This window comes from Congregibacter litoralis KT71, from assembly GCF_000153125.2.
Classification (GTDB): Bacteria; Pseudomonadota; Gammaproteobacteria; order Pseudomonadales; family Halieaceae; genus Congregibacter; species Congregibacter litoralis.
Map to the genome: position 1 here is coordinate 1,374,855 of NZ_CM002299.1, position 20,209 is coordinate 1,395,063.

Consider the following 20,209-nt stretch of genomic DNA (forward strand, 5'->3'; position numbering starts at 1 on the left):
ATGCGCTGTGTCAGCTGCGATCTGAATTAAGCTGCATCAGCATCACTTCCGCACTTACTCTGCCTTGGCTTCCTCTGCCTTGGCATCTTCGGGACGCTGCATATGCAGCTCCATTTGCGGGAAGGGAATAGAAATGCCCGCCTCGTCAAAGCGCAGTTTTACAGCTTCCGTGGTATCCCATAGAACACCCCAGTAATCTGCCGCATTCACCCAGGGGCGCACGAGGAAGTTCACGCTGGAGTCCGCCAGGGCGCCCACGGTAACCACCGCTTCGGGTTCCGCAAGAACGCGGCTATCGGACTTAATAATGTCCTCAAGAATGGTTTTCGCATCGTGGAGGTTATCTCCGTAGGAAATACCGAACACCATATCGACGCGGCGAGTGGCCCGGGCGGAGAAATTCGTGATATTGCCACCAATAATGCCGCCATTGGGAACAATGATTTCCTTGTTGTCGGGCGTGGTCATGGTTGTAGTGAAAATACCGATGGTATCGACGGTGCCCATGGTGCCGGCAGCCTCAATAAAATCGCCTTTCTTGAAAGGCTTGAAGACAATCAGCATGACCCCCGCGGCGAAATTGCCCAGAGAGCTTTGCAGGGAAAGACCGATAGCCAAACCCGCTGCGCCGAGAAGGGCAACAAGGGATGTGGTGTCCACGCCCAGTCTGCTGAGCGCCGCGATGGTAACGAAGAGAAGACCCACCCAGCGGAGAATGGAGCACACAAAATTCACCAGGGTCTCGTCCGTGCCCCTGCTCAGCATGACCTTGTGGCAGACACTGACAATGCGTCCCACAACCAGGCGGCCGACGTAAAAAATCACAATGGCGAGCGCCAGCGCAGTGCCGTACTCAATCGCCAGGGGTAGCCACTGGCTGGGGTCTTTTAGCATTTCCATGATCCTGTCCTTCATTGGGGAGGGGTTTCTGAAACGGTTTCTATAACGGTTTCGACGTTTGTGTTGCGACCTGTTTGGGCGCCGACCGTCGCTGCCGGTGCGACCTCGGCGATGCCGGCGGCGAGCTCCTCAGCGAAGGTCCAGAGGAGCTTGCTCATGGCTTTTGCGATGTCGTCACCGCTAGTTGAGTCCAGGGGCAGGGTATCCTCATAGACCACGGACTCCCGGATAATGCTATCCCCGTTTTCCTGTTCCCAGCGACCCTCGGCCGCAATCCTGACGACACCGTTAACGGCTTCAAACTCCTCGATGGTGACCCGCAGTTGCCAGTCCGCCGGTCTCGCCGTCGCATCGGGAAAAAGAATGACCCTTTGGGTATCAAGGATGCTTTCCAGGCGGCGCCCCAGGACGCGCTGGATACCCAGATCCAGGGGCTCAGCCCAGCGTCGCGCCGCGTCGTAGCGCACGGTAAATTCGCTTTCCCGGTACAGCAGCTCATCTCTGAGAAGGTAATCGGGGATATCGATACCGTCGAGGACAATGACGGGGCTTTCTCCCACGGCCATCGGCGCATTGCCGGCGGAGAGCTGGAGATGCTGTATGTTCAAGGACGTGGGCGCGCATCCCTGCAGCGTGAGAATGACTAAAACGACAATGAGGGAGCGCATCAGGATTCATCCCCCGGGCGGCCGCGGAGCAGGGATTCCGGGTGTTCCTCAAGGCTTCGCGCAAGGGACCTGAGGGCTCTCGCAGCCAGGGTCACCTCCTGCATCGCCTGGCTCAGCTGACGGCGGGGCGGGGAGTCCGGCGCGGCGGCGCGTTCCAGTCCCCCAAGGCTGGCGTTGGCAGACACCAGCGCCTCATCGAGACGCTGGAGGGAACCCTCAATAGCATCAGTGATGTCCGGCAACTCCGCATTGAGTGTTGCAACGGTGCGGGTGCCCTCATCAAGAAAGGCTTTCAAACCCGAAGAGTTCTCCTCCAGCGTTGTCGTGAGACTGGTGCTGGCAGCTTCCAGGGCTTCGAGGGTGCTGCGCATGGAGCCCGGCAGGGACTGCATGTCGCTGCTGTTGAGGAGTTCGTCCAAACCGCTGGCAATGCGATCCACATTCTCCGCTATCGCCGCATAATCAATGGTTTCCAGGGAACGACGCAGCTGTTCCAACTCCGTTGGGATCGTTGGAATCTGGGGGTGTGGTGAGGCGATGGTACTGAAAGAGGCCTCTTTGTCCGGCTGAAAATCCAGTTGAATGTATAGAAGGCCCGTGAGGAGGCTCTGGGTATTGAGCTGTGCGGAAAGCCCCCGCTCAACGAGCTCCTCGAGGATGGTCTCCGTGACACTGCCCACCAGTTGCATGGAGTCCCCGCTGATATCCGCTTCAACGATCATGGTGACCTCGCCGTGGTCAGCATCGAGGATCAGATCGATATCGGTGACCTGTCCGATGGTAACGCCTCGCAGGGCCACGGGTGCACCGATGGTGAGCCCGCGAAGGGAGCCATCAAACACCATGACCACCTTGCTTTTTTCGGACCCGAGGCCGCCGCCGGCAAAAAACAGGGCCCCGGCGGCCGCGATGATGAGAGCGCCCACGACAAAAGCACCGACGAAGATACTGCTTTTGCGCTCACTCATGGCTTGTCTCTCCCGAGGCGTGATCCGCCGCCCGGTTTAAAAACTGTCGCACCACCGCGTGCTCGCTGTGCTCGCGCATCCAGGCGGGATTTCCCGAGTCAATCATTCGTTTGCTGTCCGCATCGAGATAAATAGCATTGTTGGCGATGGCAAATATGCTGGGTAGCTCGTGAGTCACCATCACAACCGACGCTCCGGTGGATTCCTTAAGCTGCAAAATCAGGTCATCAAGCCGGCGGGAGCTGATGGGATCGAGGCCCGCAGACGGCTCATCAAAGAAGAGAATATCAGGGTCCAGCGCAATTGCACGCGCGAGGGCAGCGCGTTTGCGCATGCCGCCGGAAATTTCCGCTGGCAGAAAGTCCTGGTAGCCATCAAGGCCCACGAGGGCCAGTTTGAGGGCCACAATGTCGCGGATGTCGCTGGCGCTGTAGTTGCTGTACTGCTCCAGGGGCAGGGCGACGTTGTCCGCCAGGGTCATGGCGCTGATCAATCCTCCGGACTGATAGGTAATACCCCAGTTCTGTCGCAGCGCCTGACGTTCCGCGGGCCCGGCCCGGGTAAAGTTCTGGCTGCCGTAGGAAATGGTTCCCCGTGCCGGTTCTATGAGCCCCAGCAGATGCTTCAAAAGGGTGCTCTTACCGCAGCCCGAGCCGCCCATAATGACAAAAATGTCGCCGCGCATGACATCGAAATTGACGTCCTGCTGTATGAGACGACTGCCATAGGCCATGGTGAGGTCACGGATGCTGATCACGGCCTCACTCATGCTAGATGTCCAGCAACTGACAGAGAATGTTGATGCCCGCGTCCGCAACAATGAGATAGACCACCGCGGTGACTACCGCCTCGGTGGTGGCCTGTCCTACGGCTTCGGAGTTCCGCCCTGCGTTCATGCCCGCACGACAGCCCGCCGTGGCTATGAGGGCAGCGAAAACGAAGCCCTTGAAGATGCCCACAAAAAAATGCGTGGGCGTGATGGCTGCACTGAGTTGGCTGATGTACTGCAGGGGGGTTACCCCCATGCCCCCGGCAACGACGGCGCCGCCGAGCACCCCGAGGGCGTCTGCGTAGACCACCAGCAGAGGCATCATTAGAAAAAGCGCGAGCACGCGGGGCGCCACGAGAAATTCCATGGGGTCAATGCCGAGGGTGCTGATGGCATCGATCTCTTCATTTGTCTGCATGGTGCTCAGCTGCGCAGCGTAGGCGGCGCCCGTGCGTCCGGCCATGACCACCGCGGTCATAAGAGCGCCCATCTCCCGAAGCATGCCGATGGCCACCAGGTCCGCAACAAACACGGCGGCGCCAAACTGCTGGAGCTGGGCAGCGCCCAGGTAGGCCAGAATCATACCCACGAGAATGCTCGTGAGGGTAATGATGCCGATGGCCTGAGGGCCCGCCTGGGCGAGACTCTCGACGAATTCCCGTCGCCGCATCCCCGAGCGGCCCGTGAGCGTTCGCCACAGGGCGATGCCGACGCCCCCCAGAAACTCCAGAGAATCCAGCAAATCGTCGCCGATATCGGCCAGGCTGCGACGGAGTTGCTTTGTGGAAAAAAAGCCAGTGGCGCTTGCCGCCGGAGCCTCATAGGGGGCAACGGCTGTCGCGAGGTTCATGAGCTGGGTCTGACTGTCCGGAGCGCCCAGGTATCGGATGTCACGCGCCTTTGCCTGAGCAAGCCGTTGAAGACGCAGCAATCCGGCTTCCAGTCGCGGGTCCCAGTCGCTCACCTCGGATACGTCAACGGCAGGAGAGTCCCGGGTCTCCAGCAATGTAGTGAAGAGGGGCACGAGGGCGGGGAGCTCTGCCGATGTCCAGTCACCGCTGATCTGCAATTGATCACCGTCAGCGCTGAGCTGCGCGAGGGGCGGGCGGCTCATGGACAAGACTCTTGGCTATTCATGATCTCAGTGCTTTTCTTCTGGCGTCATCGGGCGTCCTTCGGGGGTTCTTCAAAGGGCAGGGGTGGACGCGCCGCTTCGATCGCCGCAAAGGCCTGTTGGTAGATGTTAATCACTGGCGTCCTATCCCCGCCCTCGTGACGCCGGGCTATCATGGTGACGGGAAAGAGATAGTTCTCCGTCTCTCCCAGACGAAGGGCGCGGCTACGCCCTTTGATGTCTTCATACACCACCCAGTGCATGTCCAACTCTGTGGCCAGGAGATCCCCCAGGGCAACGCCCATGGCCTGGAGCTCCCGCGTCTGATCCGGCGTCACGTGACCGTCATCCAGTAAACGCTGAAGATAGTCCAGCTCAGCCTCACTACGACAACAGCGGCCCCCGTAGTAGCGAAGCGTAAGTTCATTGAGGGCCTGGCGCTGTACATCCATGTATTGTCGATCCAGAGGGTTGAGCGCCGTCACCCGCTTGTCGATGAGCTGCGCAGACGCCATGGGGGCGCAAAACAAGCTCCCCAGAATGATCCCGAGGCCCGCTCTTCGGAGCGCTGAAGCGAATGAAGGCCCGCTCCACGGGATCGAACGGCGTGTTCCGGCATCGCCAAAGTACTTCCTAAACGAAATCAAGATACCTAATCCCCATCCCTTTGCTTGTGTTCAGCATATTGTCATGGATAATTGCGGGCCTTCAATGGCGCAATCGCCACAAAAATCCAGCGGTACTCGCAAGACTATGATTAAAGGAAGTATTGTCGCCCTCGTCACCCCCATGCACGCCGATGGTGAGATTGATTATCGCGCCCTCGAGGGCCTTCTCGACTGGCATGTGGAATCGGGAACAGCGGCCATTGTGGCCGTGGGAACAACCGGAGAGAGCGCCACCCTGGATGTTCACGAGCACCTGGCGATGATCCAGCACTGTGTGAAATACCTGGCGGGTCGCATCCCCGTGATTGCCGGCACCGGCGCGAACTCCACGCGAGAGGCCGTGGAGCTTACCCGCGGTGCAGCGACGGCAGGTGTCGACGCCTGCCTGCTGGTAACTCCCTACTACAACCGACCGTCCCAACGGGGGCTATACGCGCATTTTAGCGCAGTGGCGGAGGCAGTTGCCGTGCCACAGATTCTCTACAACGTGCCCTCGCGAACCGCCGTGGATCTCAGTAACGAGACCGCCAGTCGCCTGGCGTCGCTGGAAAACATCGTCGGCATCAAGGACGCCACGGGCGACGTCAGTCGCGGTAAGGAGCTTCTCTCCATGGTGCCCGATTCCTTTGCGGTGTACTCCGGTGATGACGGCACCGCTGCCCAGTACATCCTTGCGGGGGCTGTGGGTAATATTTCTGTCACGGCGAATGTGGTGCCCGCTAAGGTCGCTGCTCTTTGCGCGGCGGCCCTGGCCGGTGATGAAGAAACCGTCAGGCGCATGGATCATGAGCTCGCGGATATCAACAGCGCGCTTTTTATCGAGGCCAACCCCATGCCCGTAAAATATGCTCTGGCGAAGATGGGGCGGATGGAGAAGGGTATCCGCCTACCCCTGACGCTTCCTGAAGGTGAGAATGCCGAACGCATCGCCGCTGCGCTACAGAGCCTGGGTCTATGAAGGCTCTCAAGCTTTGCGCTCTGATGTTGCTTCTGACGCCGGTCACGGCCTGCGGGTACCTGTTCGGCGATGAGGGCCTGTTTCGGGACTCCGCGGGAGATTATCGCGAGGCGCGGGAGATGCCGCCCCTGGATCTTCCCGAGGGCACCCAGGCGGACGAGCTGGTGGATATCTATCCCATTCCACCCATAGAGAGTGAGCCCCAGTTTGTAGACAGTGACAAAGTGCCCCGTCCGGCGCCCCTGGTGGCGGCAAGTGCGGATCAGCTCGTGCGCATCCAGAAGCTCGGCGAGGATACCTGGGCCCTCGTCGCGATTGCTCCGGGCCAGCTATGGCCTCAGTTAAGGAGCTTTTTATCCGCTGCCAACATAGACATTGCACGCATGGATGCTCGTGCGGGCATTATCGAATCCACCTACCTCAAGCTTGAAGAAGATCCCCGACCCACCCGCTTTCAGTTCCGCGTTGAGCGCGGTGTCCAGCGGGGGAACAGCGAGCTGCATATTCTGCAGATGTACCAGTCCAGTGAAAATACCGCGTGGCCTGCACAGTCCGATGATTTTTTCCTTGAGTCCGAAATGCTCCGCGGCGTAGCTCAATACGTTGCGAACAGCGCCGATACCGCACCCGTGTCCATGATGGCGGAGCAGTCCATCAGCGCCGGCGGCAAAGTGTCCCTCGACGATGATGATCAGGGCGCTTTTATTCTCCTCGAACTGCCTTTTGATCGGGCCTGGGCCTCCGTGGCGCGTTCCCTGGAGTTGTCCGGTTTTGAAATCACGGATCGCAACCGGAGTGAGGGCCGCTATTACCTGCGCTACGTCGGTGACGAGGAAGAGGAAGGTTCAAGCTGGTTTGCCTGGTTGGGAGACGACGATGAGCATCCGGCTGAAGGTGTACCGCTGATTCTGGATGTAAAGTCCCGGGACCCGGAAACAATGGTGATACGCATGTCCTTTGAAGAGGGTGGCGAGTCTCTCAGCCGCGAGCAGATCGATGCGCTGCTGGTATTGATCAAGGGCAATATCAACTAGTGAGAATGGCGTCTCTGGGTAGCGGCAGCCGCGGCAACGCGACCCTGCTTCAGGCCGCCGAGACTTGCATACTGGTCGACTGCGGATTCTCTCTGAGGGACATTCAGCGCCGCGCAGCCCTACGGGGTATCGATCTCGGTGATCTCGATGCCATTCTGGTGACTCACGAACACAGTGATCACGCCAGCGGTGTAGCGACACTCGCCAGACATTACGGTATCCCCGTTTATCTCACTCACGGCACTCTCGCCAGTGGCCGCGTGGCGAATTGCCCGGATGTCCGTGCGTTCAACGCAGACACCCAGCTGCATATCGGTGCTTTCACAGTACAGGCTGTTACGGTCCCCCATGATGCCCGAGAGCCCGTCCAGTATTGCTTTGAGTATGGGGGGCAGCGAGCGGGGGTGTTGACGGACCTGGGATCCGTCACCAGTCACGTGCGCAGCGCGTTTAACGACTGCAATCTTTTGTTGCTGGAGTTTAATCACGATCGCCGGCTTCTGGCCGATGGGCCCTATCCCCCGGCGCTGAAACGCCGCGTGGGGGGTGACTGGGGTCATCTCTCCAACAGCCAGGCCACGGAACTTCTCGGACAGCTGAACCTTCAGCGCCTGGAGCACCTCGCGATTGCGCACATCAGTGAGAAAAACAACAGTCGCGACTGTGTCGAGGCGCAGCTGCGCGACCTTGACCCGGTACTGCTGGAGAAGGCGGTGTGGGCGTGTCAGGGAGCGGGTTTTGATTGGATTGAGGCAGCGCGGGACACAACAGCTTCGAAGAGCCAGCGTGAACCGGTTCAGGCGCCGTAACTGGAACCGCGCGGGGCCGAGAGTGCATACTAATACCGCTTACTTTTCGCGAGGCAGTCGTGGCTAAAGATCCCATTAGTATCGTACAGCGGGGGAACCTGCAGAACCTGGAGAAGACCCTGCGCAAGCAATGGCGTCTTGGCCAAAGCATTGTGCTTTGCTGGTGTTGGGACGAGCGTGGCCTCCTGGTCATTTTTGTACCCCATTACTTTCTGGGGAACTACTGCGCGCACCGGGATGATCCGGAAATTGCCACGGAAAACGAAAATTACATCCGCGCCCTGATTAGCGGACGTCGCCGTAAAAGCCGCGAGGAACTATTTGCCGTGGCGGTGAGGCTCAGCGTATCCCCCACGTTTATCAAACTTGAAACTCCCCTCGACGAGTCCATCGCGGTGATGCGCGGTGTGGAAGAGATTATTCGGCGCTACGGCCTGAGTTTTGTCGAGCGACGGGGCGTCCTGCTCTTCGATATTGCCGACTTTTCCCTGTTCAGTTCCTTTGAACAGGCAAGTCAGCTAAACAGCCTGTCCTACTCCATGAACTCGGTGTACAACAAGCTCGCAGCTCGGGGCATGGAGATCAACTTTGCCCGCACGACCACCGGTGACGGCTATTACGTGTGGAATCGTGATAATTATCCCCAGTCCGACCAGGAGCTGTTTCTTTTCCTCCAGCTGGTGCTGGCGGACAACACTATGGCGCGCGCGGCGTCCCGGGGGAACACCGTGCCTGTGGTGCGAGCGGCCTTCCATATCGGCAGTCACTACGAGCTCTATCAGGCAGAGGGGGTCAACCCCACGGTATTCAGTTACATCGTCGGTGACGTAACCATCGAACTGGCGCGGATTCTTGAAAAAACCCTGCCGGGCCAGGTGATGCTCGGCGACTTTGGCGCCTGTGCAGGGGAGGAACATGGCAGCGCAGAATTCGTCCAGGGCTGCGAAGAAGTGGCGAAAACCCTGGAAGGCCTGACGCTCATGGGGAAACCCCTGAGAGCGCTCCGAACCTGGTTGTCCCGAGAGGCATCGGGGGGCGATGACTCCGAACCGCTGGATGTCAGCATTACGGACAAGCATGGGATCAAGCACCATGCTTTTAATCTTCAGGGTGAAATTGAGTTCGATGATTCCACCCTGACCCTCGGTATGACCCCCGAAGAGTTCAGCGAAGCGCGGGAGAAAAGCCTGCCAAGAGGAAACGGCAAATCCGATTCCTGGTGGGTGTAATTCCTGAGGCCGAAGAGGTCCGGGAAGCTGATGGGGTTCCCAAGGTCCAGCAGGCCGAGGCTGCCCATGAGCTCGCTCGACGCCTCGATCTTCCGCTGCTGCCGCTTTCGCAGGGGGCCCGGGACCTCCCCCCGGGGCAGGCAGTAATTGCAATGATCGACGGCGTTCCCATGATCCAGTTGACGGGTCGGGGGGTAGCGGGCCCCGTTACCGTCGACTTTGGGGACAAGAGCATGGCGCAGCGGCGGCGCGCCGGTCACAACGAGCTCCTGGGTAAAGCCGTGGGCTGGAAGCAGGCCCATGCGCCCCGTGTGCTGGATGGCACCGGCGGTTTTGGCCGGGATGCATTTCTGCTGGCGGATCTGGGGTGTGAGATCACGGTTTGTGAGCGCAACCCGGTCATGGCGGCCTTGCTCGACGCCGCTCTCTCGCGCGCCGCGGGGTCCGGGGATGGTTGGCTGGCCTCGGTGGTGGCTCGCATGACCGTCCATCATCAAGATGCCCGGTCACTCACTCCGTCGCTGTTGGAGGGGGTGGAGGTTATTTATCTGGATCCCATGTTCCCCCTGGATCGCAGGGCAGCACCCGCCAAAGAAATGCAGATTCTCCATGAATTACTGAGTCCTCGGGCACAGCATCAGGATAGTGCGGGACCGGACAGCCCCGGGCGGCTCGATGATTCCCCTTCGCAGGACGCGGAAGACGCGGTGTTCCTCGCGTGGGCAAGAGCACAGAATGTAAAGCGGGTAGTGGTCAAGCGACCGCGACGCGCGCCAGCGATCGACGGCCCGCCGCCGGGGCACAGCCTCACCGGGAAGGCCGTTCGTTTTGATGTGTATCCCGTATCCCGGGAAGCACAAACTTAAAAGCAATCGATAAGGAACCCTAACAGTGAGTAAAAAAATTCATGCTTTGATTACCGGTGCGTCCGCCGGTCTCGGCGATGCCTACGCGCGTCAGCTCGCGAGTCGCTGTGACAGTATGACGGTGGTGGCCCGTCGCGGGGAGCGTCTCGAAGCCTTGGCCGGGGCATTGGAAGGACAATGCAAGGTCGAAATCCTGGAGGCGGATCTGGCGACGGTGGAGGGACAGGCACGGGTTGTCGAAGCGATTCGCCAGGGCCCCGCGATTGATCTTCTGGTGAATAACGCTGGCTACTCCACCATCGGTCCCTACGCGACGAGTGACCTCGATGATGAGCTTGGCATGCTGCGTCTCCACAACGAGGCGACTATGGTACTCACCCGCGCGGCGTTGCCTGCGATGATTGAGCAGGGCAGCGGGGCGGTTATCAATGTGGCCTCTGTTGCGGGATTGGTAAGTACGCCCAATGTGGCTGTCTACGGTGCTACGAAGGCTTTTCTGGTGAGTTTTACCCGCGCTTTGCGTCAGGAGCTGAAAGAGCAGGGCGTGCGGGTACAGTGCCTGTGCCCGGGCTACACGCGTTCAGAAATCCACAGCCGTGAAACCATGGCGAACTTTGACGTGAATATCGTCCCGGAAAAGCTTTGGATGGAGGCAGACGATGTCGTTGCCCAGAGTCTTGCCGCGATCAGCGACGATGCCGATCAATGGCTGTTGGTATCCGGGGATCACAACCGCAAGGTAGTGGCCAGGGAAATGGACGCCCTCCGTGCGGACCTCCATTACCCGAGCTGACCGTCGCAGGTCTGATGGTCAGGGGGCGTTCAGCAAGCGCGTGAGAATGCCCTCGTACATTTTTGACAGCCTGGCCAGATCGTCCGCTTTCACGTGCTCGTTGACGCGGTGGATGCTGGCATTAACGGGGCCCAGCTCCACCAGTTGCGCGCCATAGGGTGCGATAAAACGGCCGTCTGATGTGCCGCCGCTGGTGGACAGCGTGGTTGCCAGGTCTGCAACGTCCTTAACTGCTTCTCGGCAGGCGTCCGTGAGAGCGCCCTCGGCGGTGATAAAGGGCTTGCCACTCAGGGTCCATTGAATCTCAGCGTGCACTTCGTGCTCGGCAAAGGTTTGCTCCACGGCCTCCTGCAATCGCTCTGCGGTTTGTTCCGTGGAAAAACGAAAGTTGATCAATACATCCGCATGACCGGGAATGACATTGGTGACGCCGGTCCCGCTGTGCACATTGGTAATCTGAAAGCTGGTGGCGGGGAAATACTCGTTGCCCATATCCCACTGCCGCGTTGCCAGTGCCTGGAGGGCAGGAAGAGCGCGGTGGAGGGGATTATCCGCGTGTTGCGGGTAGGCGACGTGACCCTGACGCCCGAGGATCTTCACCGCAGCGTTCAGGGAACCCCGGCGACCGTTTTTTATGGTGTCGCCCAGGACGTCGGCGCTTGAGGGCTCACCAACCACACAGTAATCGATACTGATCTTCTGCTCCGCTAACCACTCCATGACACGCACGGTGCCGTGGGTTGCGGGTCCCTCTTCATCGGAGGTGATAAGAAAGCCGATGCGACCCCGGGGCGTGTTACCCGCAGCCTCACAGGTCCTCAAAAAACTCTCGCAGGCCGTGATCATGGCGGCGAGGCTGCCTTTCATATCGGCGGCCCCGCGCCCGTAGAGCATGCCATCGCGAAGCGAGGGCGTGAAGGGGTCGCTATCCCATTTTTCGAGGGGCCCCGGGGGCACCACATCCGTGTGTCCCGCAAACGCCAGCAGGGGGCCACTGCTGCCCCACTGGGCCCAGAAGTTTTCCGTGTCACCAAAGGGCAGCGGCGTGCAATGGAACCCCAGGGCCTTAAGACGTTCCATCATCAGGGCCTGGCAGCCCGCATCTTCGGGGGTCACGGAGGCGCGGCGAATAAGTTCGCAGGCGAGATCCAGGGTGCTGTCGTCGTTGGGCGAGGACGGTGTGGGCGTCATGAAGGCTGGGTCTCTCAGTCGTTGGCGTGGAGCTCGGCGTTGAGCTCTACCGCCGTTTTGTGGGTGAGGCATTCGACGGCGCCATTGAGACTGTTGCGCCGAAAGAGGAGATCCGACATGCCCTGAAGCTGGCGCGCAGCGAGGGTTTCCGTAACGGCGCCCTTGCTATCCAGCATGGTGACCTTGGTACCTGCGGTGACATACAGCCCTGACTCGACAATGCAGCGATCACCCAGGGGTATACCGATGCCCGCATTCGCGCCAATAAGACATTTCTCACCGACAGAAATAACAATATTGCCACCGCCGGACAGCGTGCCCATGGTGGAGCTGCCGCCACCGAGGTCAGAGTCCGCACCGACGATGACGCCGGCAGACACACGGCCCTCGATCATGCCCGGACCCACGGTGCCTGCATTGAAGTTGATAAAGCCTTCGTGCATGACTGTTGTACCCTCACCGACATAGGCACCCAGGCGCACTCGGGCGGTGTGGGCAATGCGCACCCCTGAGGGTACGACGTAATTCGTCATCTTGGGGAATTTGTCGACACAGCTCACCTCCAGAACGCCGCCGCGAAGTCGCGCGTCCAGCTGCCGGTCGGCCAGTTCATTGAGGGCGATGGCGCCCTGGTCAGTCCAGGCAACATTGGGGAGCACCCCGAACACACCCTCGAGTGCGGTTTCCTGGGGCTTAACGAGACGGTGGGACAATAGGTGCAACTTCAGATAGGCCGCGGGCACGGTCTCCGGTGCGCTGTTCTCCGCCAGGCAAACGGCCACCGCGGGACGACCGCTCTCCGCCATCTTTCGCGCCAGGGCAGCCATGTCATCGTGTCCGGCGGCATCCCAGTCCCGGGCGATAGACTGGAGATCCTCAGGACTCAGCACCTGATCCGACGGGTGACCCGCCATGCAGCTGGCGAGGGAGGAAGGAGGCCGGAGCATGGGAGCGGGGAAGAACACGTCGAGCCAGTTGCCGTCGCGGTCCTGCGTTCCCAGACCTAGCCCCAATGCGTATGCGTCCATCCTTTCACTCCTCTTGATTGCTGCTTTGCTTTTGCTTTTGCTGTTGTGTCGTTGCTGCGTGATTGCTGCGGTGGTCTTACTTGCCTGCTGCGGTCTCTTTTGTTTTGGTCGACGAAGATGCGCTGCCAGGACTTACTTGAGTAGTGCCGCGTAGCGGGATTCGCTGAATCCGAACGCCAGTACACCCTCGCTTTCCAACACCGGACGTTTGATCAGCGTGGGCGAGGCCAGGGCCGCCGCCGCTGCCTTTTGGGCATCCATGGACTCCCGTTCCTGCACGGATAGCGCTTTCCAGCTGGTGCTGCGCCGGTTAATGACTTTGTCCCAATCCTGGGAACTCAGCCATTTCTTCACCAACGCTTCCTCCAGGCCATCCTGGCGAAAGTCATGGAAGCGATAGTCGATGCCTTCGTCATCCAGCCATCGCCGGGCCTTGCGCACGGTGTCGCAGTTGCTGATGCCATAGAGCGTAATTGTCATTGGGCTGTTCCCCGATCAAAGGGCGGGGAATATAGCAAACATCCTAGGCTTTGAGCGTAAGCTTGGGATTTTTGCGCTTGGGATAGCAATGGCGACAGATTTCGCAAACCCGCCCATCGCAGCCCCGGGCACTGCAAAACTCCCGCCCGTAAAAAATAATCTGTAAGTGAAGACGGTTCCAGTATTCCCGGGGAAACAGCTTTTTGAGATCCCGCTCCGTTTGCGTGACGTTTTTCCCCGAACTCAAGCCCCAGCGCTGGGCAAGCCTGTGAATGTGTGTGTCTACGGGGAACGCCGGTACGCCAAAGGCCTGGGACATCACCACGCCGGCCGTCTTATGGCCGACACCGGGCAGACGCTCCAGGGCCTCCATATCGGCCGGTACCAGGCCCTCATGTTCCTCCAGCAATATGCGCGACAAACCTGCAATAGCTTTGGCTTTTTGCGGCGATAATCCGCAGGGACGGATGATCTCGCGAATCTCGTCCACGGTCAGTGTGATCATTTGCTGGGGCGTGGACGCCCGGGCAAACAGGGCGGGGGTGACCTGGTTCACGCGCTCGTCCGTGCATTGCGCACTGAGGAGCACCGCAATGAGCAGGGTAAAGGGGTCGCTGTGATCCAGGGGCGGTGGTGTCTCGGGATACAGTTCCTGAAGCCGATGGAGAATGTAGGCCGCTCGTTCCGCTTTCAGCATGCTGTGACCCTATGCCGATGTGTGCCCGAGTCTTGAAGACTGCCTCCGTTCACAGGCCGCGCACAAAGGCGGCGATGCGCTGCGCCGCATCGATGCAATCGGAGAGTTCTGCTACCAGCGCCATGCGGACGCGGCCGCTCCCGGGATTGAGCCCCGCCACCTCGTGGCTCAGGTAGCTGCCGGGGAGGACTAAGACCCCGGTCTCGTCGTAGAGGCGGCGTGTAAAGCTCTCGTCATCCAGGGGTACCGTGGGCCAGAGATAGAAGCCGCCGCCGGGATCATTCAGGGATAGCACGGGCGCAAGAATGTCTCCCACGGCAGCAAATTTTTCCCGGTAGCGGTCACGGTTCTCCCTGACGTGCTCTTCATCACTCCAGGCAACGGTGCTCGCAAGCTGGTGGTGGGGCGGCATGGCGGAACCGTGATAGCCCCGGTAGCGCAGAAACTCGGCGAGTATTCTTTTGTCCCCCGCGGCAAATCCCGAGCGCAGGCCCGGAAGGTTTGAGCGCTTTGACAGGGAATGCATGCTGATGCAGTTCTGAAAGTCATCAAGGCCCATGGCGGTGCAGGCCGCAAGGAGTCCCGTGGGCGGGGCAGATTCGTCGGGGTAAATCTCGGAGTAGCACTCGTCAGATACCAGCACTACGTTGTGCTCGATGGCTTTGTGGATAAAACGTTGGAGCAGCGCTGTATCCATCACCGCGCCGGCGGGATTTCCCGGGGTACAGAGATACAGGAGTTCCATGGCCTCCCACTCAGCCCGGGAGAGGGCATCGGGATCGGGGAGAAAACCCTTCGCTTCTACGGTATTGAGAAACACACAGCGGGCGCCGGCGAGAAGAGCGGCCCCCTCGTAGATCTGGTAGAAAGGATTTGGCGAGCCCACTAATGTCTTACTCCCCTGTCCTACACAGGCCTGGGCGATGGCAAAGAGCGCCTCCCGGGTACCATTGACAGGCAGCACCTCGCTGTCGGGGTCCAGGGACTGCAATCCATGACGTCTGCACATCCAGCTGGCCTGTGCCTCTCTCAGGGCTAAGTCTCCCCGTGTTGTGGGATATTTCGCGAGGAGATCCAGATTATTTCTCAGGGCCGTGAGAACGATAGCCGGCGGTGCATGCTGTGGTTCTCCGATGGATAGGCGGAGCAACGGGCGGTCATCGGGAGGGGAGGCGCCTTCGAGGAGCTTTGCCAGTCGTTCGAACGGGTAGGGCTTGAGGAGGGCCAGATCCGGATTCACGTCAGTGCGACTCCTGGGCGTCGAGAGTATCCCGTATCGCTGCCTGGATTTTTTCTGCAAGGGCCTCATCGCGGATGGGCTGTTGCTCCGTGTCCGTGACGAAGAAGACGTCTTCTACCCGCTCGCCCAGGGTCTGGATTTTTGCCGCTTCGCAGATGACACCAAATTCAACGAAGACCTCGCCGATACGCGCGAGAAGACCCGGTCGGTCCAGGGAGATAACTTCCAGGACCGATACCTCGCGCACAGGATCGATACGCATATTCGTTTCCGTCGCGAGGCAGAAAGAGCGCACGCGCCGGGGTGTGAGCCTGGAGGGGATGAAGTTGGCATTAGTCGTGGGTGACAGTTTGTCACTCAGGTAACTCGTGATATGCCGGAGTCGCTCCACATCCTCCACGGCATTGCCGCTGGAATCCAGCACAAAGTAGGTGTCGAGGCTCATGCCATCACTGCCGTGGTAAATCCGCGCATCGTGAATGCTCAGATCCAATTGTTCCAGGCGCGAGCAGGTGCGGGAGAAGGCGCCGATATCAAAGCGGGCATAGATAAAGATCTGCGTGGTGTTGGCAACACTGGATTCAACGCCGTTGCGTACCAGGACCAGGGGTTGTACCCGCTCCTGATGGTCAGCAATGGCCTCCGTGTGCCAGGCGATGTCCTCGGCTTTTTCCCGTAGGAAATAATCCTCCCCTCGTTCCTGCCAAAGCGCCGAAAGCTCGCTCTCTGTGAAACCGCGATACTCGAGGATTTTCGCTGCGGCATCCCGGGTCTCCTGGATCCACTCCTGCTTGTCCACGGGGTTTTCGAGGCCCCGGCGCAGAGCGCGTTTACTCTCGGTGTACAGCTGTCGCAAGAGGCTTCCCCGCCAGGCGTTCCACAGCTTGGGGTTAGTGCCGTTGATGTCGGCAACGGTGAGGGCAAAGAGGTAGTCGAGACGATTCTGGTCGCCCACGTGCTGGGCAAATTCCTGAACGACGTCCGGATCAGAAATGTCCTTGCGCTGGGAAACCGCTGACATGAACAGGTGGTTGCGCACCAGCCATTCCACAAGGTTGGTGTCCCGGCGCCCCAGGCCGTGCTCTTCACAGAAGTTTCGGGCATCCACCGCCCCGAGCTCCGAATGATCGCCCCCGCGGCCCTTGCCGATGTCATGGAAAAGGCCTGCTATGTATAGAAGCTCGATTTTGGGTAAACGTCGGGCCACGCGGCTGGTAACGGGAAACCGCTCATCGTTCTCGGGCTTGAGAAAACGACGGATGTTTTCAATCACCTGCAGCGTGTGGGCATCCACGGTGTAACTGTGGAACAGATCGTGTTGCATCTGACCGACGATTTGTCCGTAGGCGGGGAGGTAGCGTCCCAGAATGCCGTAGCGCGACATGCGTCGTAGCTGCCGCGTGAGACGGTTGTTGGACCGCAACACCTCGAGGAACAGTTGTTTGTGATTCGGGTTTTGTCGGAAGTCGTCATCAATGAGATGACGGTTCTCGCGGATGAGGCGAATGGTTTCCGCGGCAATACCGGATGCCTGGGGATTGTTCCCTGCGTGGAGAAACACCTCCAGCAGGGCGCCGGGGTACTCCTCAAAAACAGACTCGCGTTTGGCGCAGATGTAGCCATTGCGCAGCTCAAACCAGTCATTGATATCAAGCACGGTGTCGGGAGTCCCCGCCTGTAGTACCGCCTGATCAAAACTCAGCATGAGCACTTCATTTAGCTGCGAGAGTGCCAGCGCCCAGCGATAGTAGAGCTGCATGAACTGCTCCACCGCCAGCTTATCGCTGTCCACAAAGCCCCAGAGGCGCGCCAGCTCCCGCTGGTGGTCAAACAGGAGACGGTCTTCTTCACGACCGGTGATCATGTGCAGGGCATAGCGAACACGCCAGAGAAACTCCTGGCCGTGAATAACCGTGGTCGCCTCGGCTTCCGTGAGGAATTCGTTATCCGTGAGCTCGGCAACCGAGCGCCAGCCAAAATGACGCTGCGCGAGCCAGCCGATCAACTGCAAATCCCGCAAACCTCCGGGAGATCCCTTAACGTTGGGTTCGAGGCTGTACTCCGTATCGCCGAACTTGGCGTGACGCCCCTCCTGTTCCTTCAGCTTGGCTTTAAAGAAATCATCCGGAGCCCACATCCTGCTGTCCTGGGTGCCCTTGGCAACGGCGTCCAGCAGTCCCTCTTCGCCTAAAAGGAGTCGGGCTTCAATAAGATTGGTGAGTACCGTGACGTCATCCCGGGCCTGGGTAATGCACTCATCAACGCTGCGAACGCTGTGACCGATCTGGAGCCCCAGATCCCAAAGGAGCGTCAGGAAGTTTTCAAGGCGTTGACTGTCCCCCTGGTTATCCCCGTTATCGTCGTCGCGGAGGATCAGGAGGTCGATATCCGAGTGGGGATGGAGTTCGCCGCGGCCATAGCCACCCACCGCGACCAGGGCGATACCGTTTAAAGGAAGTTCGAGGCTGTTCCAGGCATGGCGCAGCACGTCATCGATGAGGGTTGCCCGGGCACGAAGCAACTCGCCGGCACTGCGTCCCTGGCGGAAATCCTCGTCCAACTGCGTCGAGGCTCGCTGGAGTACGTCCCGCAGTCCGGGAATCAGAGCTGCGTCATCACTTTCCCGGAGGATGGCTTCCAGGTCAAAGTCAGCAGGGGATTCGGTGACGGCGGTATCCATGTTCGATCAAAGGGTCTCTTCGCTGCGTCTCGTGAAAATCTCGCAGCCATCGTCGGTGACGCCCAGGGTGTGCTCCCACTGCGCGGACAGGCGCCCGTCCCGGGTGGTGACGGTCCAGCCGTCCCGGGCATTCAGCTTGGTGTGTCGTTTGCCCGCGTTAATCATGGGTTCGATAGTGAAGGTCATACCGGGCTGTAGCACCAGCCCAGTGTTGGGTCGACCGTAATGAAGGACCTGAGGATCTTCGTGGAATACCTTGCCGATACCATGACCACAGTACTCGCGAACCACCGAGTAGTAGTTGCTCTCGGCGTACTGCTGGATAACGCTGCCAATGTCTCCCAGGCGTGCGCCGGGCTTTACCAGGGCGATGGCTTTGTAGAGACACTCCTGGGTGATCTCCATGAGGCGCTGTGCATGGGGCGGTACATCACCTACACCGACCATGATGCTGGTATCGCCGTGGTAGCCATCTTTGATCACGGTGACGTCGATGTTGATGATGTCGCCGTTGCGGAGCTTTTTGCTATCCGAGGGGATGCCGTGACATACCACTTCATTAACCGAGGTGCAGATGGACTTCGGAAATCCGTTGTAATTCAGGGGCGCAGGTATGGCGTCCAGGGTGTCGGTGATGTAGTCATGGCATAGCTGATCCAGCTCTCCCGTGGTGACGCCGGGGACAACCCTGGGACGGATCATTTCGAGCACTTCGGCCGCCATGGCTCCGGCAACACGCATTTTTGCGAACTCTTCTTCGCTTTTGATCGATACAGACATTCTTGACTCTTTCAGATGGCTTTTTTGGCAGCTCTGTTAGCTAGCGTTCTCAGATGGCTCTTTTCAGATGGCTCCAATGAGGCGGCCCGTTTGGGAGACTCGTTTGCTGGGCTCACTCGGAGGCGTCTGAAGTGAGTCTTGGAGGGCACACCAGGTCTCGACAGGACGAACGCTACGTTGAAACGGGGCGTATTGTAGCCTAACTCGGATGTTCAGGCACGATATTGAGGGTTTTTCTGGAGTTGTGGTCTTCCATGTGCTATAAAGCGCGCCGCCGTAATCGGGGTGTCTCCGAGCGGCCAACGACGCCCGCATGCCACAACCTTCTGCAGGGTGCTCTCTGAACAGGTCCTGATTCGTGTCATTGATCAGCTCAGGGAGTTTGCAGTCGGGGTGTGTGGAAGACTAACCCGTTAAAAAATCAGGTAATTTTATGTCACAGGTAAGCATGCGAGACCTGCTCCAGGCCGGAGCACACTTTGGTCACCAGACCCGTTACTGGAATCCCAAAATGGACCAGTACATTTTCGGCGACCGCAACAAGATTCACATTATCAATCTCGAGTACACCGTACCTGCCTTCAACGAAGCGCTGGATATGGTCAAGCGACTCTCCGGATCCAAAAACAAGATTCTTTTCGTTGGCACCAAGCGTGCTGCGGGGAAGATCATGAAAGAGCAGGCAGAGCGCGCAGGTATGCCTTACGTCAGCCATCGCTGGCTGGGCGGAATGCTGACCAACTACAAGACGATCCGTGCTTCCATTAAGCGTTTGCGCGAGCTCGAAGCCCAGCAGTCTGACGGCACCTTTGCCGCGTTGACCAAGAAAGAAGCACTGATGCGTGCCCGCCAGATGGAAAAGCTGGAGCGCAGCATTGGCGGTATCAAGGACATGGGTGGACTTCCTGACGCACTGTTTGTGGTCGATGTGGACCATGAGCGCATCGCGATCACCGAAGCGAACAAGCTGGGCATCCCCGTCATTGGTGTCGTCGATACCAACAGCGATCCCGATGGCGTCGATTATGTGATTCCGGGCAATGATGATGCTATCCGTGCCATCAAGCTCTACGTTACCGCCGTCGCCGATGCCTGTATCGCCGGCAAGGTAGAAGCCGGTGGCGCCGTCCCCGCGAAAGACGAGTTTGTTGAGGAAGCGGCGGCTGCCGCGGAGCCTGCAGTTGAAACGGGCGCAGCGGCCGAGCCCGCTGCTGCGGCAGAGGCTGGAGCCCCTACGGACGCCTGAGCAGGCGCGTCCGTCAGATCACTTCAGGTGATTTGAAGACCCACACTATTGAAAATCCAATTGGGCGCCGGCAAGTGGCGCCCCGACGGGA

20 protein-coding genes are annotated in these 20,209 nt (G+C 59.4%); 7 read left to right on the top strand and 13 right to left on the bottom strand.

What is annotated here, in order from left to right; all coding sequences use genetic code 11:
* Positions 1 to 54 precede the first annotated feature (54 nt).
* The 6 genes from KT71_RS06380 to KT71_RS06405 are packed head-to-tail and all read right to left on the bottom strand — an operon-like array spanning position 55 to position 4,934.
* On the bottom strand, positions 55 to 900 hold the full coding sequence (locus tag KT71_RS06380) for a mechanosensitive ion channel family protein (protein WP_023660428.1): 846 nt from the start codon (positions 898 to 900) through the stop codon (positions 55 to 57).
* Positions 901 to 911: 11 nt separating this feature from the next.
* A complete protein-coding gene (locus KT71_RS06385; protein ID WP_008296268.1) occupies positions 912 to 1,568 on the bottom strand; it encodes a PqiC family protein in 657 nt (218 codons plus the stop codon).
* Entirely contained in the window at positions 1,568 to 2,536 is a 969-nt protein-coding gene (locus KT71_RS06390; protein ID WP_008296267.1) for an MlaD family protein, read from the bottom strand. The genes KT71_RS06385 and KT71_RS06390 overlap by 1 nt, the downstream gene beginning before the upstream one ends.
* Positions 2,529 to 3,305 (bottom strand): ABC transporter ATP-binding protein, encoded by a 777-nt coding sequence (locus KT71_RS06395; protein ID WP_008296266.1) that lies wholly within the window; start codon positions 3,303 to 3,305, stop codon positions 2,529 to 2,531. The genes KT71_RS06390 and KT71_RS06395 overlap by 8 nt, the downstream gene beginning before the upstream one ends.
* A 1-nt stretch (position 3,306) precedes the next feature.
* Positions 3,307 to 4,419, bottom strand: coding sequence for an ABC transporter permease (locus KT71_RS06400; RefSeq protein WP_008296265.1), 1,113 nt, complete (start codon positions 4,417 to 4,419; stop codon positions 3,307 to 3,309).
* 47 nt (positions 4,420 to 4,466) lie between these two features.
* Entirely contained in the window at positions 4,467 to 4,934 is a 468-nt protein-coding gene (locus KT71_RS06405) for a DUF3806 domain-containing protein (RefSeq protein WP_008296264.1), read from the bottom strand.
* A 238-nt stretch (positions 4,935 to 5,172) separates the two neighbouring features.
* On the opposite strand from KT71_RS06405, the gene dapA reads away from it, so the two are divergent.
* The 6 genes from dapA to KT71_RS06435 are packed head-to-tail and all read left to right on the top strand — an operon-like array spanning position 5,173 to position 10,776.
* On the top strand, positions 5,173 to 6,045 hold the full coding sequence (dapA, locus tag KT71_RS06410) for a 4-hydroxy-tetrahydrodipicolinate synthase (protein WP_008296263.1): 873 nt from the start codon (positions 5,173 to 5,175) through the stop codon (positions 6,043 to 6,045).
* On the top strand, positions 6,042 to 7,079 hold the full coding sequence (bamC, locus tag KT71_RS06415; RefSeq protein WP_023660429.1) for an NlpB/DapX family lipoprotein: 1,038 nt from the start codon (positions 6,042 to 6,044) through the stop codon (positions 7,077 to 7,079). Before dapA ends, bamC begins: the two co-directional genes overlap by 4 nt.
* 5 nt (positions 7,080 to 7,084) lie before the next feature.
* Positions 7,085 to 7,888: an MBL fold metallo-hydrolase gene (locus KT71_RS06420; protein ID WP_008296261.1), complete on the top strand. Its 804-nt coding sequence runs from the start codon at positions 7,085 to 7,087 to the stop codon at positions 7,886 to 7,888.
* Positions 7,889 to 7,947: 59 nt separating this feature from the next.
* Positions 7,948 to 9,117 (top strand): hypothetical protein, encoded by a 1,170-nt coding sequence (locus KT71_RS06425; protein ID WP_008296260.1) that lies wholly within the window; start codon positions 7,948 to 7,950, stop codon positions 9,115 to 9,117.
* The gene (locus KT71_RS06430) at positions 9,108 to 9,983 is read left to right on the top strand and encodes a class I SAM-dependent methyltransferase (RefSeq protein WP_008296259.1); all 876 of its coding nucleotides are present in this window, start codon (positions 9,108 to 9,110) and stop codon (positions 9,981 to 9,983) included. Before KT71_RS06425 ends, KT71_RS06430 begins: the two co-directional genes overlap by 10 nt.
* Before the next feature lie 25 nt (positions 9,984 to 10,008).
* Positions 10,009 to 10,776, top strand: a complete 768-nt coding sequence (locus KT71_RS06435; protein WP_008296258.1) for an SDR family NAD(P)-dependent oxidoreductase — start codon at positions 10,009 to 10,011, stop codon at positions 10,774 to 10,776.
* 18 nt (positions 10,777 to 10,794) lie between these two features.
* Here KT71_RS06435 and dapE read toward each other — a convergent pair whose 3' ends face one another.
* The 7 genes from dapE to map form a co-directional block, all read right to left on the bottom strand.
* Complete coding sequence (dapE, locus tag KT71_RS06440; protein ID WP_008296257.1) at positions 10,795 to 11,967, bottom strand: succinyl-diaminopimelate desuccinylase; 1,173 nt, start codon at positions 11,965 to 11,967, stop codon at positions 10,795 to 10,797.
* Between the two features lie 14 nt (positions 11,968 to 11,981).
* Positions 11,982 to 12,995: a 2,3,4,5-tetrahydropyridine-2,6-dicarboxylate N-succinyltransferase gene (gene dapD, locus KT71_RS06445; RefSeq protein ID WP_023660430.1), complete on the bottom strand. Its 1,014-nt coding sequence runs from the start codon at positions 12,993 to 12,995 to the stop codon at positions 11,982 to 11,984.
* A 132-nt stretch (positions 12,996 to 13,127) separates the two neighbouring features.
* Positions 13,128 to 13,475 (bottom strand): ArsC family reductase, encoded by a 348-nt coding sequence (locus KT71_RS06450; RefSeq protein WP_008296255.1) that lies wholly within the window; start codon positions 13,473 to 13,475, stop codon positions 13,128 to 13,130.
* Between the two features lie 43 nt (positions 13,476 to 13,518).
* Entirely contained in the window at positions 13,519 to 14,172 is a 654-nt protein-coding gene (nth, locus tag KT71_RS06455) for an endonuclease III (protein WP_008296254.1), read from the bottom strand.
* Positions 14,173 to 14,221: 49 nt separating this feature from the next.
* Positions 14,222 to 15,412 carry a succinyldiaminopimelate transaminase gene (gene dapC, locus KT71_RS06460; RefSeq protein ID WP_008296253.1) on the bottom strand — a complete coding sequence of 397 codons (1,191 nt, stop codon included), beginning with the start codon at positions 15,410 to 15,412 and terminating at the stop codon, positions 14,222 to 14,224.
* A gap of 1 nt (position 15,413) precedes the next feature.
* Positions 15,414 to 18,092: a [protein-PII] uridylyltransferase gene (gene glnD / locus KT71_RS06465; protein WP_008296252.1), complete on the bottom strand. Its 2,679-nt coding sequence runs from the start codon at positions 18,090 to 18,092 to the stop codon at positions 15,414 to 15,416.
* 6 nt (positions 18,093 to 18,098) lie between these two features.
* Positions 18,099 to 18,872 carry a type I methionyl aminopeptidase gene (gene map / locus KT71_RS06470; protein WP_008296251.1) on the bottom strand — a complete coding sequence of 258 codons (774 nt, stop codon included), beginning with the start codon at positions 18,870 to 18,872 and terminating at the stop codon, positions 18,099 to 18,101.
* A 433-nt stretch (positions 18,873 to 19,305) separates the two neighbouring features.
* On the opposite strand from map, the gene rpsB reads away from it, so the two are divergent.
* Positions 19,306 to 20,118: a 30S ribosomal protein S2 gene (rpsB, locus tag KT71_RS06475; protein ID WP_023660431.1), complete on the top strand. Its 813-nt coding sequence runs from the start codon at positions 19,306 to 19,308 to the stop codon at positions 20,116 to 20,118.
* Positions 20,119 to 20,209 lie beyond the last annotated feature (91 nt).

Coding starts and splice junctions, on each gene's coding strand:
- KT71_RS06380 (WP_023660428.1), bottom strand. CDS start 900: ATGGAAATGCTAAAAGACCCCAGCCAGTGGCTACCCCTGGCGATTGAG.
- KT71_RS06385 (WP_008296268.1), bottom strand. CDS start 1,568: ATGCGCTCCCTCATTGTCGTTTTAGTCATTCTCACGCTGCAGGGATGC.
- KT71_RS06390 (WP_008296267.1), bottom strand. CDS start 2,536: ATGAGTGAGCGCAAAAGCAGTATCTTCGTCGGTGCTTTTGTCGTGGGC.
- KT71_RS06395 (WP_008296266.1), bottom strand. CDS start 3,305: ATGAGTGAGGCCGTGATCAGCATCCGTGACCTCACCATGGCCTATGGC.
- KT71_RS06400 (WP_008296265.1), bottom strand. CDS start 4,419: ATGAGCCGCCCGCCCCTCGCGCAGCTCAGCGCTGACGGTGATCAATTG.
- KT71_RS06405 (WP_008296264.1), bottom strand. CDS start 4,934: ATGGCGTCTGCGCAGCTCATCGACAAGCGGGTGACGGCGCTCAACCCT.
- dapA (WP_008296263.1), top strand. CDS start 5,173: ATGATTAAAGGAAGTATTGTCGCCCTCGTCACCCCCATGCACGCCGAT.
- bamC (WP_023660429.1), top strand. CDS start 6,042: ATGAAGGCTCTCAAGCTTTGCGCTCTGATGTTGCTTCTGACGCCGGTC.
- KT71_RS06420 (WP_008296261.1), top strand. CDS start 7,085: ATGGCGTCTCTGGGTAGCGGCAGCCGCGGCAACGCGACCCTGCTTCAG.
- dapE (WP_008296257.1), bottom strand. CDS start 11,967: ATGACGCCCACACCGTCCTCGCCCAACGACGACAGCACCCTGGATCTC.
- dapD (WP_023660430.1), bottom strand. CDS start 12,995: ATGGACGCATACGCATTGGGGCTAGGTCTGGGAACGCAGGACCGCGAC.
- KT71_RS06450 (WP_008296255.1), bottom strand. CDS start 13,475: ATGACAATTACGCTCTATGGCATCAGCAACTGCGACACCGTGCGCAAG.
- nth (WP_008296254.1), bottom strand. CDS start 14,172: ATGCTGAAAGCGGAACGAGCGGCCTACATTCTCCATCGGCTTCAGGAA.
- glnD (WP_008296252.1), bottom strand. CDS start 18,092: ATGGATACCGCCGTCACCGAATCCCCTGCTGACTTTGACCTGGAAGCC.
- map (WP_008296251.1), bottom strand. CDS start 18,872: ATGTCTGTATCGATCAAAAGCGAAGAAGAGTTCGCAAAAATGCGTGTT.
- rpsB (WP_023660431.1), top strand. CDS start 19,306: ATGTCACAGGTAAGCATGCGAGACCTGCTCCAGGCCGGAGCACACTTT.